Genomic DNA, 14,747 nt, shown 5'->3' on the forward strand with positions numbered 1-14,747 from the left:
GATAAATAAAAAATCAGGATTGAAGTGAATACCACCCGCTGTAAGTACGGGTTTAGGCGGTTTCAGTCAGTGGTTCGGCGACAAAACCCGCCTCGACAAAACGTAATAGATGCGACAACACGCGATCGTCATCGCGGTTGTCACACAGCCCTTTGGAGAGCAGTGCCAGACGACCAGAACGCGGATCGGCGTCGGTTAATACGTGCATGGCGGCACCGCGAGCAAATTCATAGCGCCAGATCACCTCTGCACGCGATAACCCCGGCAACGCACGAGTAAAGGCATCGATAAAACGGTGGGCAACCTGATCGAACTGCGCTGAAAGCAGGGTGGTAACTTCCATACCCGGCGTCGCGCGCAGGTGCTGTAACAGGCGCACGACAATACGACCGCCATCGGGTGTGCGAGCTGTTTTAACCAGCGGGCGCAGTAGCGCATCCAGCAGCGCGGCAACGGGCAGAACATCACCCTGATTGGCTTTTTCCACCTCATCCAGCAGTCGCGTTCTTTCGTCATTTAACGGGCCGAGGACATGGTCCAGCACGGCGTGCAGTAATCCCTCTTTCGAGCCAAAGTAATAATTCACTGATGCCACGTTCACGTTAGTGGCTTCGGTGATTTCACGAATCGTCGTCAGTTCACTTCCTTTACTGGCGAAGATCGTGATGGCTTCACGCAGGATGCGCTGTTTAATGTCTGCCTCTTTTTCTTTGCTTTGCGCTTTGGTTTTCAATAACGCCACCATGCTTCATCCTTTTTGCTCTCGTTCGACGTCAGGTGTACTGCCGTCATGCGTTGTTATGTTTAGGCCGTAGGAAAATGGGCTGTCGTTCTCGCTATCCTCTGCTATTGATAACCCCGGTTCCTGATAAACCAGTTCTTGATAAACCAAGGTCGCCCAATAGCGGATACCCAATGGGATCAGCGCATCATTAAAGTCGTAGTACGGGGTATGCAGGTGATATACGTTGGCTGCACCTTTATCGCTGTTTCCCAGCATCATGAACGCGCCGGGACGCTGTTCCAGCATGTAGGCAAAGTCTTCTGCGCCCAGCAGCGGCGTCATGGCGGTTTCAACTTGTTCGAGCCCAACCACCTGCGAGGCAGCATTAACGGCGAGCTGTGTGGCGTGTGTATCGTTAACCAGCGCGGGATATTGCCGTTCATAGTGAACGTCGGCCGTGGCACCAAAGCCTTGTGCGGTGTGATGTGCCAGTTCTCGCAGACGCGTTTCCAGCAGGTGGCGAACGCTCGGCGAGTAGCTCCGCCCGGTTCCTTTAAGGATGACGCTATCGGGGATAACGTTCGGGGCATGGATATCGCCACCCTGAATATGACCAATGCTGAGCACCGCCGCGTCCATTGCAGGAACATTGCGGCTGACGATCGTTTGCAGGCCCAGCATAAATTGCGCTGCGGGCAGCGTTGGATCGATAGAAAGGTGGACGCCAGAACCGCCGTGTCCACCCGTACCGTGAAACGTGACCTGCCAGGTGTCGCTGGCCGCCAGCATCGGGCCGCTGCGAATAGCGAACTTACCGACCTCGATACCGGGCTTGTTGTGAAGACCAAACAGTCGATTGCAGGGGAACGTGGTCAGCAGGCCGTCATTGAGCATGGCAAGTCCGCCGCCCAATCCTTCTTCTGCCGGTTGGAAAATAAAGTGCACGGTGCCAGCGAAATTGGGATGCAGAGATAAATAGCGTGCGGCACCCAATAGCATAGTGGTGTGCCCATCATGTCCACAGGCGTGCATTTTCCCAGCGTGTACCGAGGCATAAGACAGATCGGTTTTTTCACTGATATACAGTGCATCCATATCGGCTCGCAGGCCGATGCTATCTTCACCGGGATAGCGGCCACGTAGGGTCGCGACCACGCCCGTTCCACCGATGCCGGTGGTGACAGCAAGCCCCCATGCCGTCAGCTTTTCCGCCACTAGCTGTGCGGTAGAAAATTCTTCAAAGCCGATTTCTGGGTGCTGATGAATATGGTGACGAATCGCAACCAGCTCAGGTAAAAAATCCTGAATGGCCGACTCCATCACCGTTTGGTCAATAACGGCTGATGTGTTCACTTTGTGTTCACCGTTCTTATCCATGTGCCTGCCTGTTCATCTGCTGTGGAGACACAGGCGCTTCTCGCTGCCCGCCGCTGGGGACGGCATCGATCAGTTTGCGGGTATACGGATGCTGCGGCTGATGCCAGATGCTGTGGTGATCGCCGCTTTCCACACAGCGTCCGTTTTGCATCACCATGACCCGGTCGGCGATATAACGCACCACCGCGAGATCGTGGGAAATAAACAGCAGCGACAGGCCCATTTCGTTCTTTAGCTCCACCAGCAGATTAAGAATTTGTGCCTGAATAGAGACATCGAGTGCGGATACGGGCTCGTCGCAAATCACCAGCGAAGGACGTACTACCAGCGCACGAGCAATGCCGATGCGCTGGCGCTGTCCGCCGGAAAATTCATGGGGATAGCGATTCAGGCTACTTTGCGGCAGACCGACGCGCTCGATGATATTGTTGATCGCCTGCTGTCGCTGCGAGCGATCGCCAAGGCCGTGCACAATCAGCGGCGTTTCAAGAATATGCTGAATGCTGTGGCGTGGATTCAGCGAGGCATAGGGATCCTGAAAGATCATCTGTACCCGCTGACGTAACGCTTTTAGCCGCGATTCTTTTAGCGTGGTGATGTCTTGCCCATCAAAAACGATCTGCCCGTGTGACGGCGGTAACAGACGCAGAATGGCTTTGGACAGGGTTGATTTCCCACAGCCGGATTCACCCACCAGACCGAGTGTTTCGCCGGGTAAAATCGTCAGTGACACATCGTCAACCGCCAGCACCTTGCCCTGCGTTGTTGAATAACTGGTCTGAATGTTTTTCAGTGAGAGCAACGGCTGCTGATTCGTATCGATGGCTCGATGAATCAAGCTGGGTGGTGTCAGCAGTGTAAAACCGGAATCTTCGTCCGTCGGCGCATGATGGATTTCCGCCAGCCGATGGGTACGGTAATGCCTATCCTGATCCATATGCACCGATGTCGCCAGCAGCCCACGCGTGTAGCTGTGTTTGGGGGAAACGTTATGTTTGGGAGAAAAGCCGTGCGTGGGGGACTGAAACAGGTCAGCCGCCCGTGCTTCTTCTACCTTTTGTCCGGCATACATCACCGCCACGCGGTCGGCCCACTGTGCCACCAGCCCAAGATCGTGGGTAATCAGCAGCAGGCTCATCGAGAATTCACGTCGCAGATTATCCAGCAGCGCCAGAATTTGTGCCTGAATGGTGACGTCCAGCGCTGTGGTCGGCTCATCGGCAATCAGCAAGCGCGGACGGCACGCCACTGCCATGGCGATCATGACGCGCTGACGCTGGCCGCCAGACAGGTTATGAGGGTAGTCATCCACTCGTCTGGCCGGTTCAGGGATCTTGACCAGATCCAGCAGTTCGATAGCGCGAGTCCGTGCCTGTGCAGGCGTTAGCGCTTCATGCAACCGCAGCGTTTCACTAATCTGCTGACCGATGGAGAGCACCGGATTGAGTGACGTCATGGGTTCCTGAAAAATCATCGACAGCGCATTGCCACGTAGTTGGCGCATCTTGCGATCCGGCAGGGTTAGCAGGTCGTGGCCGTCAAACAGAATACGGCCGCTGATTTTTCCCGGCTCGGCGACCAGTCGCATCAGGGACAGTGCCGTCGCGGATTTACCGCAGCCAGATTCGCCGACCAGTGCCAGCGTTTCTCCAGCGTTAATCGTCAGGTTTAGCCCTCGAACGGCCTGATGACCGGGGAAATCGACGCGTAAATCTTGAATATCAACCAGCGGCTTCATGCGCTTCTCCCTCGTAAGCGTGGATTCAGGGCATCGTTCAACGCGTCGCCAACCAGATTCAGTGACAGTACGGTTAAGACCAGCGCCGTGCCGGGCAGGGCGGTAAGAAACCAGGCGGTACGCAGCGATTCGCGGCCTGCGCCGATCATGCTGCCCCAGCTCACGCGGTTCGGATCGCCAAAGCCTAAGAAGGATAAGGCAGACTCAATCAAAATGGCCGAGGCAACCATGACTGACGTGGTGACGATGATCGACGGCAGCGCGTTCGGCAGCATTTCTTGAAAGATGATGCGCAGGCTGGAAAATCCCTGACTGCGCGCGGCTAACACAAAATCGCTTTCACGCAGCGAGCGAAACTCGGCCCGCACCAGACGTGCAATTGTCGGCCAGGAGGCAATACCGATAGCCAGAGAAATCAGCGTAACCGAAGGGGAACCGATGGCGACCAGTACCACGACCAGCAAAAAGGTCGGGAAGGTCTGGAACAGTTCGGTGATGTGAACCAGCAGGTCATCCACTCGACCACCAAAATAACCCGCCAGCGCACCGATGACGGTGCCAATTAACAGGCTGACCATCACGGCCGAGAAGCCGATTTGCAAGGAAACCTGTGAGCCGTGGACGATGCCAGCCGCGATATCCCGGCCCATCGAATCGGTTCCTAATGGGAAGTCAGGGTTTTCGCCCGGCCACAAGAAAGGCTGGGCGACCATATCCAGTGGATCGCCGGGATACAGTAGCGGCGCGAATACCGCCATCAGAAATACCGTAATCAGCAACAGTAGACCTGCCATCCCCGCAGGATTACGGATAAATGCACGCACCTCCGGCGACAGGAGAAAAGGCGTTTTTAACGCATGAGTCGTCGCTGAGTGAACGCCATCAACTGCGGCTTTCTTCGGCGTGAGGTTTTCAGGAGAAAGGTTATTCATATCAGCGAGCCTTAATTCGGGGATCGAGCCAGGATTGCAGCAGGTCCACCAGCACATTAGCCAAAATGACTAAGAAAGCGGAAAGCAGCAGGACACCCAGCAAGACGTTGAAATCGCGCGCCATCACCGCTTCCAGCGCCAGGCGGCCCAGTCCCGGCCAGCTAAAGACCGTCTCGACCACGGCTGCTCCGCCCAGCAGATTGCCGAAATGCATACCCGCAACGGTAGTAATTGGCAGCAGCGCACAGCGCAGAATGTGTCTGACGGTGACCCACAGCGGCGATAGTCCTTTGGCATGGGCGGTACGCACAAAATCCTGCTGGGCGATTTCCAGCATGGCCGCGCGGGTAAGGCGGGCATAAATAGCAATAAAAAAGCTGCTCAGCGCCAGTACCGGAAGAATGGCATGCTGCAACATATCCTTGAAGTACGCCCAGCCAGTCAGGTTTGCGCCAATGGTGATGTTGCCGCCGCTTGGCAGCCAATCAAGATGAACAGAAAACAGAATCAGCGTCATCAGGCCGATCCAAAACCCCGGTGTGGAATAGAGCAGCAGCGCGATCAGAGAAAGCACGCGATCGGGCCATTTACCCGCCCATACCGCCATTATCGCTCCCAGTGTGATACCGATAACGATGGCGAATACCTGTGATAGCAGCATCAGGAACAGCGTGCCCGGCAGCCGTGACAGGATCAGGTCCATCACTGGTGCGTTGTAGCGGGGAGAGAAGCCGAGGCTGAACTGGGCCAAATTGCCCAAATAAACCGAAAGTTGTTGCAGTATGGGCTGATCGAGACCGAATTGGGCGCGCAGGTGTGCCATGGTTGCTTCGGTTGCGTTGCCTGATTCGCCGGCCAGCACATCAACGGCGTCTCCCGGCACCAACTGCAACAGGAAAAACACCAGAATGATAATGCCAATCGCCGTTGGCAGCGCATGAAGCAGGGTACGCCACAGTACGCGCCCGATTCGTTCTACTTTATTCATCACATACCTTCATGAGAGTTCCCCTGCCCGCGCAGGGGAATGCTGTATTACGATTACTGATCCAGCCACACGTCGGCCAGGCTGCCGTTAACGCCCTGAATATCCGTGACGACGTTGTGCACGCGCTTGTTGTAAATGGTCTGGCGCTTAATCTGGAGCAGGTTCAAATCAGGAATATCGGTGGCGATGATGCGTTGGAACTGTTTGTACAATTCCACGCGTTTTTCAGGATCGGTTTCCACCGCAGCCTGCTCAAGCAGACGGTCTACTTCTGGGTTGCTGTAATGTGAACCGTTACCGAAAGGCACGCCCGGTTGATAGGTTTTTGACCAATACAGGCGCTGGACGCCCACGGCTGGATCAAACAGGTTCGAGATGGATCCGTTGTTAAAATCAAAGTCGCGGTCGGTATACACGCGCTTAACGAAAGTGGCGAAGTCCTGAGAGCGAATGGTGACGTCAATACCGACTTTAGCCAGCGCCGATTTGAGGTATTCCGCTACGCGTTTGAAGCTGTCGCCATAGGGCATGAAATCATGTACCAGCGTGAAGCGGATACCGTTTGCCTGACGTGGGAAGCCCGCTTCGTCCAGCAGTTGGTTCGCTTTGGCAATATCGAAACCATAAGGTGACGGCGTTGTATCATGGAACTGCGCCAGTTCCGGCGTAATCGGCGTTGGTGAGCTTACCGCATAGCCGTACCACACTACATTTTTCAACACATCAATGTTGATGCTGTGCGCAATGGCTTGACGAACCTTTAGGTTCTTCAGATAAGGGTTATCCAGATTGAACTCGATGCGGGTTTGCGTCGGGCTGTAACCATAGCCAGCGGTTTCAATGCCCAGCTTGGGGTTTTTCTTGATGCGTTCAATTTCACTCAGCGGAACGGGAGAGTCGCTTCCCAGATCCAATGCGCCGGTTTCAAGCGCAATGGTGCGAGTAGCGGCATCGGGGATGATCTTCACCACCAGTTTATCGACGTAAGGCTTGGGGCTGTCCCAGTAGTTCGGGTTACGTTCATAAAGGATATGGCTGCCACGCACCCATTCCTTGAACACAAACGGGCCAGTACCAATCGGCGCAGTATTGTGAGGATTAGACAGAATGTCTGTGCCTTCGTATAAGTGCTTCGGCACGATAGGTGCTTCGTTGGCGGAGAACGCGCTCAGCAGATAAGGTGCCGGTTTTGACAGTTCCAGGATCGCGGTGTACGGATCGGGAGTCTTCACTTCGGTGACGTTGGCAAAGGTGCCCTGACCGCGCGAATTGTATTTTTTGACGGTCAGAATGGAAAACGCGACGTCCGCAGACGTGAAATCTTGCCCGTCATGCCATTTCACGCCTTTACGCAGGTGGAACGTATATTGTTTACCGTCCGGGCTAACTGACCAACTGGTCGCAAGCTGTGGGGTTGGTTTCATATCAAAATCGTAATTCAGCAGCCCTTCAATCACCTTGGCGTTGATCTTCATTACCGCGCCGCTGGTGCTAACCAGACTGGTTAAGACCGGTGGCTCAGGCTCGGCCAGAAAATTCAGCGTGCCGCCGCGCTTGGGCGTCAACGTTTCAGCCTGTGCGGCAAGGCCGAAGAGCGAAGATGTCAGAATTAGCGCTGACAAGAAGAAATTTTTTTTCATATTTCCCATCCGTATGCAGAGGGCAGAGGTGTGCGCTCCGCCTTTATTTTTTTAATGGCGTGTTTTGAATGATGTGTTTGGGGTGACAACGCACCTTTCTCTTCAGGAGGAAGAGAAATCAGGCTGGGTTAAGTCAACATCGGGGCAGTAATGAAATAACGTCATTACCGTTGCTGTGTGGCGTAATGGGTTTCATGCTGCGTTCCTGGTTTGAATAACGAACAAAGAATAAAACTGCCTGAATGTTAAAGCGGATCACTTAAGCCTCATTTTAGGAGAAACACGGGGATGAGGTTCCCGCAGGGATACCTCGCTCCGTGTTTCTCGGTTCTTAAACGATCGACATTATCCTGAACCACCTCTTTATTTTCTGGTTAAACCCTAGCCCAACATGCGTTTTAAACGAACGTTTAAATATGGATAACGAATGCCGAATTATGCATAAGCTATTCACTCTTCTTGCTGTTGGGGACGTGGATAATTCAGGTTATTATCCACCCTGCTAATTACTTATCCTGAGGTTGTCATGGCGATTAAACGTTATCCACATCTTGCGCATTGGGGCGCGTTTACCGCTGTGGTTGAAGACGGCAGGCTGATTCGATGCGAGCCGTTTGCAGGCGATCCAGCCCCTTCCCCTATGCTCGATTCCATCGCGCCGCTGGTGTATTCCGACCGACGTATCCGTCGTCCGTCTGTACGCCGTTCCTGGCTCCGGAAGCGAGAAAACAGCGACAAAACGCTGCGCGGTCGGGAGGATTTTGTTGAGGTGGATTGGGACGTGGCGCTCGATCTCGTTGCGCAGGAGAATCGCCGTATTCGCGATCGCTACGGTGCAGATGGCCTTTTTGCCGGTTCTTACGGCTGGTCGTCAGCCGGGCGTTATCACCACGCGCGATCTCAGGTGCGCCGCTTCTATTTCTCCGGCGGCGGTGCGGTCGATCAGCAGGGAAATTATAGCTGGGGCGCAGCGCAGTTCTTCCTGCCTTATGTGATTGGCACCTTCCATCCGCTGACGGGCAAGGTGACCGAATGGCGCAGCGTTGCTGAGCACTGTGATATTTTTCTCGCGTTTGGTGGGCTGGCGCTGAAAAATTCGCAGGTAGCCTCCGGCGGCGCCGGGCACCATACGCTCAAGCCCGCATTGGAAGCGCTGGTGGAGAAAGGAATTCCCGTTATTAACATCAGCCCGATGCGCGATGATTGTCCTGAATTTGTGAATGCCGAGTGGATCCCCATCCGCCCGAATACCGATGTCGCGCTGATGCTGGCGCTAGGCTATGAGATTCAGCGTCTGGGCGCTGACGATAAGGATTTCCTGCAACGCTACTGCGTTGGTTATGAGCAACTGAGTGACTACTTGCACGGTCGCGGCGATGGCGTGGTGAAAACCCCCGAATGGGCCAGCGATATTACCGGAATCCCCGCCGATCGTATCCGGCGCTTGGCGCAGCAACTGATTGGCGTGCGTAGCTTTATTACCTGCTCTTATTCTGTGCAACGCGCGCACCGTGGTGAACAGCCTTACTGGATGATGATCGCGCTGTCTTCCATGCTGGGGCAGGTGGGGCTACCGGGCGGTGGCTTCTCCTTCGGCCACGGTTCGATGAACAGCGTCGGCAACGAACGGATTTCAACGCCTGCGCCCGCTTCTCCATCTACCCCGAACGCAGGACGGGCGATCCCCGTGGCGCGTATCGCGGATATGCTACTGCATCCGGGAACGCCTTATACCTTTCAGGGGGAAACCCATACTTATCCTGATATCCACCTGATTCACTGGGCGGGCGGTAACCCGTTTCACCATCACCAGCAGTTGAACCGTCTGGTGGATGGCTGGCGTAAACCAGATACGGTGATTGTGCAGGATATCGTCTGGACGCCCGCGGCGCAGATGGCTGACATCGTGCTACCTGTTACCACCACGCTGGAGCGTAATGATATCGGTGGATCGTCCCGCGATCGCTTTATCTTTGCGATGCATCAGGCGATTGCGCCGCAGCATCAGGCGCGTAATGACGTGGATATTTTCAGCGAGCTGGCGGAGCGTTTGGGCTATAAAGACGCGTTCACGCAAAACCGCAGTGAGCAGCAGTGGCTGGAACATCTTTATGACGAATGTCGCTCAAAGCAGCGAGATGTCGCTGACGGCTGGCCGTCATTTGAGGATTTCTGGCAGCAGGGTTATGTAGAAATCCCAATGGATGAAAAGCCGTTTGTATTCTTTGAGGATTTCCGTCGCGATCCGCAGCAGCATGCCCTGAGTACGCCAAGCGGTAAGATTGAACTGTTCAGCTCAGCGATTGCCAGCTATGGCTATGCTGATTTTGCGCCGCATCCTGAGTGGCAGCCTCCCGTTGAGTGGCTGGGAGCCAAAAGCACGGAAGAATGGCCGCTGCATTTTATTTCTATTCAGCCATCTGACCGCTTGCACAGCCAATTAGCCGCCACACCGCAGGTTGCTGCGAATAAGACCGCAGGAAAAGAGACGCTGTACATGCACCCGCAGGACGCTGCCGCACGAGATATCGTTGACCGTTCACAGGTCGAAGTCAGAAACGCGCGTGGTCGTATTCTTGCGGGCGTACAGATTACCGACGGCGTGAAGCCGGGCGTGGTGATCATGTCCACCGGTGCCTGGTTTGAGCCCGGCTTCGGTCAAAGAACGTGGCATCCGGTTGAACAATCAGGAAATGCAAATGTATTGACGCTGGATATTGGCACATCGCCGCTGACGCAGGGGCCGAACGCCATGAGCTGTCTGGTGGATGTGGTGCGGGTTTAGCGCTATCCTGAGCCGCTTTTATTTTCCTGTGATTTTGTTTTCGTAAGGTTGGTTGAATGAATACGCAATTATCCGAAGCCTATTTGCAACGCTTCGGCGGCACCGCGCGGTTATATGGTCAACAGGCGCTGGCGCTGTTTTCTCAGGCTCACGTTTGCGTGATTGGCATCGGCGGCGTCGGTTCCTGGGCGGCTGAGGCGCTGGCACGTACTGGTATTGGCGCGATTACGCTGATCGATATGGATGATGTGTGTGTCAGTAATACCAACCGCCAGATTCATGCGCTGCGTCAGTACACCGGGCAGTCGAAGACGGAAGTGATGGCGGAACGTATTCTGGCGATCAACCCAGAATGCAATGTCACCTGCGTGGATGATTTCATCAGCGCGGAAAATGTGGCCGAGTTTCTCGATCAAAACTTTAGCTATGTGATTGACGCTATTGATAGCGTGCGCCCGAAGGCTGCGCTGTTGTCATACTGCCGCCGCTATAAGATCCCGGTAGTGACAACCGGCGGCGCGGGGGGGCAAATCGATCCGACCCGGATTGAGGTCGTCGATCTGGCTAAAACCATTCAGGATCCGCTGGCCGCCAAGCTGCGTGAACGGCTAAAGCACGATTTTAACGTGGTGAAAAACAGCAAAGGGAAACTGGGTATCGACTGTGTATTTTCCAGTGAACCGCTGGTTTATCCGCAGCCTGACGGTTCCGTCTGTGCGTCTCGCAGTACGGCTGATGGGGTGATGCGTATGGACTGTGCGTCAGGCTTTGGCGCGGCGACGATGGTCACCGCAACCTTTGGGTTTGTTGCGGTATCTCATGCACTGAAGAAGATGATCGCGAAAAGTGAAAGAGCGTCTGCGACGCAGAGATAGCGTCGCATAATCTGCTACTTGCTCGCCGCTTCTCGTTCGGCGATGTCTCTGATTCTGGCGGCCAGCGCCGCCAGACCGCTTGAACGTGAAGCGCTGAGCTGAGCACGTAACCCCAACATATCAAACAGCGTCAGCGGATCGTGTTGTAATAGCGTTTCTGGCGTTTTTCCCTCAGCGGCGGTTAACAATACTGCCAGTAATCCCCGCACGATGCGTCCGTCGCTGTCGCCGTAAAAATGCAGCCTGCCGTCCTCTTGGCGTTGATAACCCAGCCAGACGCGATTTTCACAGCCGGATAACGAAATATCCCCGGTTTTTAGTGCATCGGGCAGCGCTGGCAGCGCTTTTGCCAGCAAAATGAGCTGTCGATAGCGATCTTCCCATGCGCGGCAGGTATCGAAGCGCATGAGCAGCTCGGCAACGGAGATCTGGTGGCCAAAAGGATGCATCGTGTCAGTTGGTTCGGTCATGGTTTGTGGTATCACTTAGTCGATCAGTAATTCAAGGGCGTTGCCTACCGCGGCGATCAGCGCAGCAACATCTTGTTGGTTATTATACGGGGCAAACGAGGCGCGGAGCGTGCCGCTGACGCCGAGTGCGTCCATGAGCGGCTGCGCACAGTGGTGTCCGGCGCGCAGTGCGATGCCACTTTCGGCGAGTAGTGTAACCAGATCGCTGTGGTGTACACCGGCAATGTCAAAGGACAACACGCTGGAATGTGGGCTACGGAAACTGCGAAAGCCGGGAAACTGTGTCAGATGCGTCTCGGCAAGCTGTGCCAACTGTTGGCTGTGCTGCTCTGCGGCGTGCCAATCCAGTGTGGTCAGCCAGTCTAACGCCGCAGACAGGCCAAGCACGCCAGCAATGTGTGGCGTCCCCGCTTCAAATCGTTGCGGGATGGCCTGTGGCAAGAAACCGTCAAAGGACACCTGCGTCATCATCTTCCCGCCGCCTTGCCACGGCATCATGCTTTCCAGCAAGGCGGTTTTGCCATACAGCACGCCGATCCCGGTGGGAGCGTAAAGCTTGTGCCCGGAAAACGCGTAGAAATCGATATCCAGCGCCTGCACATCGGGTGGGCAGTGAACGATGCCCTGCGCACCATCAACCATCACCACCGCGCCATAGCGATGAGCCAGCGTAATCGCACGCGCCAGATCGGGTAAACCACCTGTCACGTTTGACATCTGACTCAGCGCCAGCAGACGGGTTTTCGGCGTGATCAGCGTGGCTAACTGTGCAATATCCGGTAAGAAATCCGCGCCTATCGGTAACTTCACCACGGTAGCGCCAGTTTGCTGTGCCACCATGAGCCACGGAATGAGATTAGCGTGATGCTCCGCTTCGCTAACGATGATCTCGTCGCCCGGTTGAAGGCGAGGGCGGGCATAGCTTTGCGCAACCAGATTGATCGCTTCCGTCGTGCCTCTGGTCCAGACAATGGAACGCGGATCGTCTGCATGGAGCAAGGCTGCAACGTGCTCACGAGCGCCTTCAAAACGCTGGGTTAGTGCCTGTGCGCCGCGATGCTGACTGCGGTGCACCGTGCCACTCTCGCTGCAATAGAATTGCTGCACAGCATCAATAACGGACTGCGGTTTCAGCGCGGTCGCCGCACTATCAAGATACACCGTCGAATGCTGGAGCGCGGGGAACTGTTGGCGAAAAGTAGTAGGGTTAAACGGTGTCATGAGCGTCCTCTTATAGAGAGCAGATCCTGTCCCATTTTGTCGGGAGAGACAAGTTTAGGACTATGCCTAATCCGATTTTATGGAAAAAAAAGCAACTATTGCTACGCTTTAAAGTGTTAATTTTCAGGATTTCCTGATGCATAAGGTTAACTAGAAAACATTTAAATTCATTGGGAGTTAACTATGAAGAATAAAATTTCTATTTTTGCCGCTATCGTGATGGCGTTTTCTCTGGCAGCCTGTTCCAGTAATTACGTCATGCATACGAATGACGGGCGCACCATCGTTGCCGAGGGGAAACCGAAGGTTGATGATGAAACGGGTATGATCAGCTACACCGACGCTTACGGCCAGCAGCAGCAAATTAATCGAGATAATGTGAAAGAAATGGCGAAAGGGAAATAGTGCCGTTTGCCCACCATCACACGTTGCTTGTTAATCTGCGCCAGACTCACATAAGGCTGTCATGGCGTTGAGGTGTGAAACGTAAGCAAAAAAAAGCACCGCAATTTGCGGTGCTACACAAAAAATCACTTTGGACAGACAGGGTAAATGTACAGGAAGTGAATAGGGTAGACTCGCTACCACATCTGCAAAAGGCAGACAAACAAATAGCAAACACAACATCACAACCACAAGCCAAAAGCACCTCAGGTTACCCCTCCGCACTTTTCGTTCCGGCCCAGGAAGTTGCGCTAATATAGGTATTTGCTGGTACATCCTCAATGGACAAATTATAATGTCTCGGATTACAAAAACTAATATACCCGTCATACTTCAAGCTGCATGTGCGTTGGCTTCCCTTACTCACCCCAGTCACTTACTCATGTAAGCTCCTGGGACTCGTGCGGTTGCCGCCTTCTTGCAACTCGAATTATTTAGGGTATTGATGTATCCGTCATCTTTTTATTGCAGAGCGTCTGGCTGGTGCCGATGGTATTAATCGCGTAACCAGCTAATTGGCTGGCGATCTTTCCTGCTGTCGCCTTTCTGCATCTTAAGATTTAATGGGTACGAATGTGCCTGATAAATCGCTGATCTAGCGTAAACAAAAAGATCTCATTCATGTCAAAACGTCTACCTCCGCTCAACGCACTGCGCGTTTTTGATGCGGCGGCTCGCCATTTAAGTTTTACCAAAGCGGCAGAAGAATTGTTTGTCACGCAGGCTGCCGTCAGCCACCAAATTAAATCACTGGAAGATTTCCTGGGGCTTAAATTATTCCGCCGGCGTAATCGTTCCCTGCTACTGACGGAAGAAGGGCAAAGTTACTACCTTGATATCAAAGAGATCTTCTCATCGTTGAATGACGCAACGCGTAAACTGCAATCCCGTAGCGCGAAAGGCGCATTAACGGTCAGCCTGCTGCCGAGCTTTGCCATTCATTGGCTGGTGCCGCGTCTCTCGAGCTTTAACTCCGACTATCCGGGGATTGATGTTCGTATTCAGGCGGTGGATCGTGATGAAGATCGTCTGGCGGATGATGTGGATGTCGCCATTTTCTATGGTCGAGGAAACTGGCCGGGGTTGCGGGTGGAGAAGTTGTACGCCGAGTATCTCTTGCCGGTTTGCTCACCGGTATTGCTGACGGGGGATCATCCGTTGAAGACGCCGGACGACCTGGTGGCACACACGCTGCTGCACGATGCGTCGCGCCGTGACTGGCTGTCCTATACGCGTCAGCTTGGGGTGCAGATTAATGTGCAGCAAGGGCCAATTTTCAGCCACAGTGCGATGGTATTGCAGGCAGCAATTCACGGGCAGGGTGTGGCGCTGGCGAATAATGTGATGGCGCAGACGGAGCTTGAAGCTGGACGACTGGTGTGTCCGTTTAACGATGTGTTGGTGAGCCGGAATGCTTTTTATCTGGTATGTCATGACAGTCAGGCAGAACTGGGTAAAATAGCCGCCTTTCGCCATTGGATTCTGGCGCGGGCGGCTAGCGAGCAGGAGAAGTTTCGCTTCCGCTATGACAGCGGTACGCGCTGAGGTCGCAT

General features: G+C 54.3%; 12 protein-coding genes. 4 read left to right on the forward strand and 8 right to left on the reverse strand.

Annotated features, from left to right (window positions below):
• Positions 1-52: 52 nt before the first annotated feature.
• From A7983_RS13785 to A7983_RS13810, 6 genes are read right to left on the reverse strand one after another with little or no spacing between them, the layout of a single operon-like run.
• On the reverse strand, positions 53-745 hold the full coding sequence (locus A7983_RS13785) for a TetR/AcrR family transcriptional regulator (RefSeq protein WP_005975876.1): 693 nt from the start codon (positions 743-745) through the stop codon (positions 53-55).
• A 3-nt stretch (positions 746-748) separates the two neighbouring features.
• Positions 749-2,101: a M20 aminoacylase family protein gene (locus A7983_RS13790; RefSeq protein WP_005975877.1), complete on the reverse strand. Its 1,353-nt coding sequence runs from the start codon at positions 2,099-2,101 to the stop codon at positions 749-751.
• Positions 2,094-3,839: an ABC transporter ATP-binding protein gene (locus A7983_RS13795; RefSeq protein ID WP_005975878.1), complete on the reverse strand. Its 1,746-nt coding sequence runs from the start codon at positions 3,837-3,839 to the stop codon at positions 2,094-2,096. Before A7983_RS13795 ends, A7983_RS13790 begins: the two co-directional genes overlap by 8 nt.
• Positions 3,836-4,771 (reverse strand): ABC transporter permease, encoded by a 936-nt coding sequence (locus A7983_RS13800; protein ID WP_005975879.1) that lies wholly within the window; start codon positions 4,769-4,771, stop codon positions 3,836-3,838. The genes A7983_RS13795 and A7983_RS13800 overlap by 4 nt, the downstream gene beginning before the upstream one ends.
• Position 4,772: 1 nt before the next feature.
• Positions 4,773-5,759 carry an ABC transporter permease gene (locus A7983_RS13805; protein WP_005975880.1) on the reverse strand — a complete coding sequence of 329 codons (987 nt, stop codon included), beginning with the start codon at positions 5,757-5,759 and terminating at the stop codon, positions 4,773-4,775.
• Positions 5,760-5,812: 53 nt separating this feature from the next.
• On the reverse strand, positions 5,813-7,399 hold the full coding sequence (locus A7983_RS13810; protein ID WP_005975881.1) for an ABC transporter substrate-binding protein: 1,587 nt from the start codon (positions 7,397-7,399) through the stop codon (positions 5,813-5,815).
• Between the two features lie 526 nt (positions 7,400-7,925).
• On the opposite strand from A7983_RS13810, the gene A7983_RS13815 reads away from it, so the two are divergent.
• Both A7983_RS13815 and tcdA read left to right on the forward strand, forming a co-directional pair.
• Complete coding sequence (locus A7983_RS13815) at positions 7,926-10,184, forward strand: molybdopterin-dependent oxidoreductase (protein WP_005975882.1); 2,259 nt, start codon at positions 7,926-7,928, stop codon at positions 10,182-10,184.
• A gap of 56 nt (positions 10,185-10,240) precedes the next feature.
• Positions 10,241-11,059: a tRNA cyclic N6-threonylcarbamoyladenosine(37) synthase TcdA gene (gene tcdA / locus A7983_RS13820; protein ID WP_005975883.1), complete on the forward strand. Its 819-nt coding sequence runs from the start codon at positions 10,241-10,243 to the stop codon at positions 11,057-11,059.
• Positions 11,060-11,073: 14 nt separating this feature from the next.
• Here tcdA and csdE read toward each other — a convergent pair whose 3' ends face one another.
• Both csdE and csdA read right to left on the reverse strand, forming a co-directional pair.
• The gene (csdE, locus tag A7983_RS13825; protein ID WP_005975884.1) at positions 11,074-11,529 is read right to left on the reverse strand and encodes a cysteine desulfurase sulfur acceptor subunit CsdE; all 456 of its coding nucleotides are present in this window, start codon (positions 11,527-11,529) and stop codon (positions 11,074-11,076) included.
• A gap of 15 nt (positions 11,530-11,544) precedes the next feature.
• Positions 11,545-12,750, reverse strand: a complete 1,206-nt coding sequence (gene csdA / locus A7983_RS13830; RefSeq protein ID WP_005975886.1) for a cysteine desulfurase CsdA — start codon at positions 12,748-12,750, stop codon at positions 11,545-11,547.
• A 183-nt stretch (positions 12,751-12,933) separates the two neighbouring features.
• Here csdA and A7983_RS13835 point away from each other — a divergent pair, with 183 nt between their 5' ends.
• Both A7983_RS13835 and A7983_RS13840 read left to right on the forward strand, forming a co-directional pair.
• Positions 12,934-13,155: a YgdI/YgdR family lipoprotein gene (locus tag A7983_RS13835; protein ID WP_005975888.1), complete on the forward strand. Its 222-nt coding sequence runs from the start codon at positions 12,934-12,936 to the stop codon at positions 13,153-13,155.
• A gap of 660 nt (positions 13,156-13,815) precedes the next feature.
• A complete protein-coding gene (locus A7983_RS13840; RefSeq protein ID WP_005975889.1) occupies positions 13,816-14,739 on the forward strand; it encodes a transcriptional regulator GcvA in 924 nt (307 codons plus the stop codon).
• The last annotated feature ends 8 nt before the right edge of the window (positions 14,740-14,747 follow it).

It is taken from the genome of Pectobacterium wasabiae CFBP 3304, assembly GCF_001742185.1.
Taxonomy (GTDB): domain Bacteria; phylum Pseudomonadota; class Gammaproteobacteria; order Enterobacterales; family Enterobacteriaceae; genus Pectobacterium; species Pectobacterium wasabiae.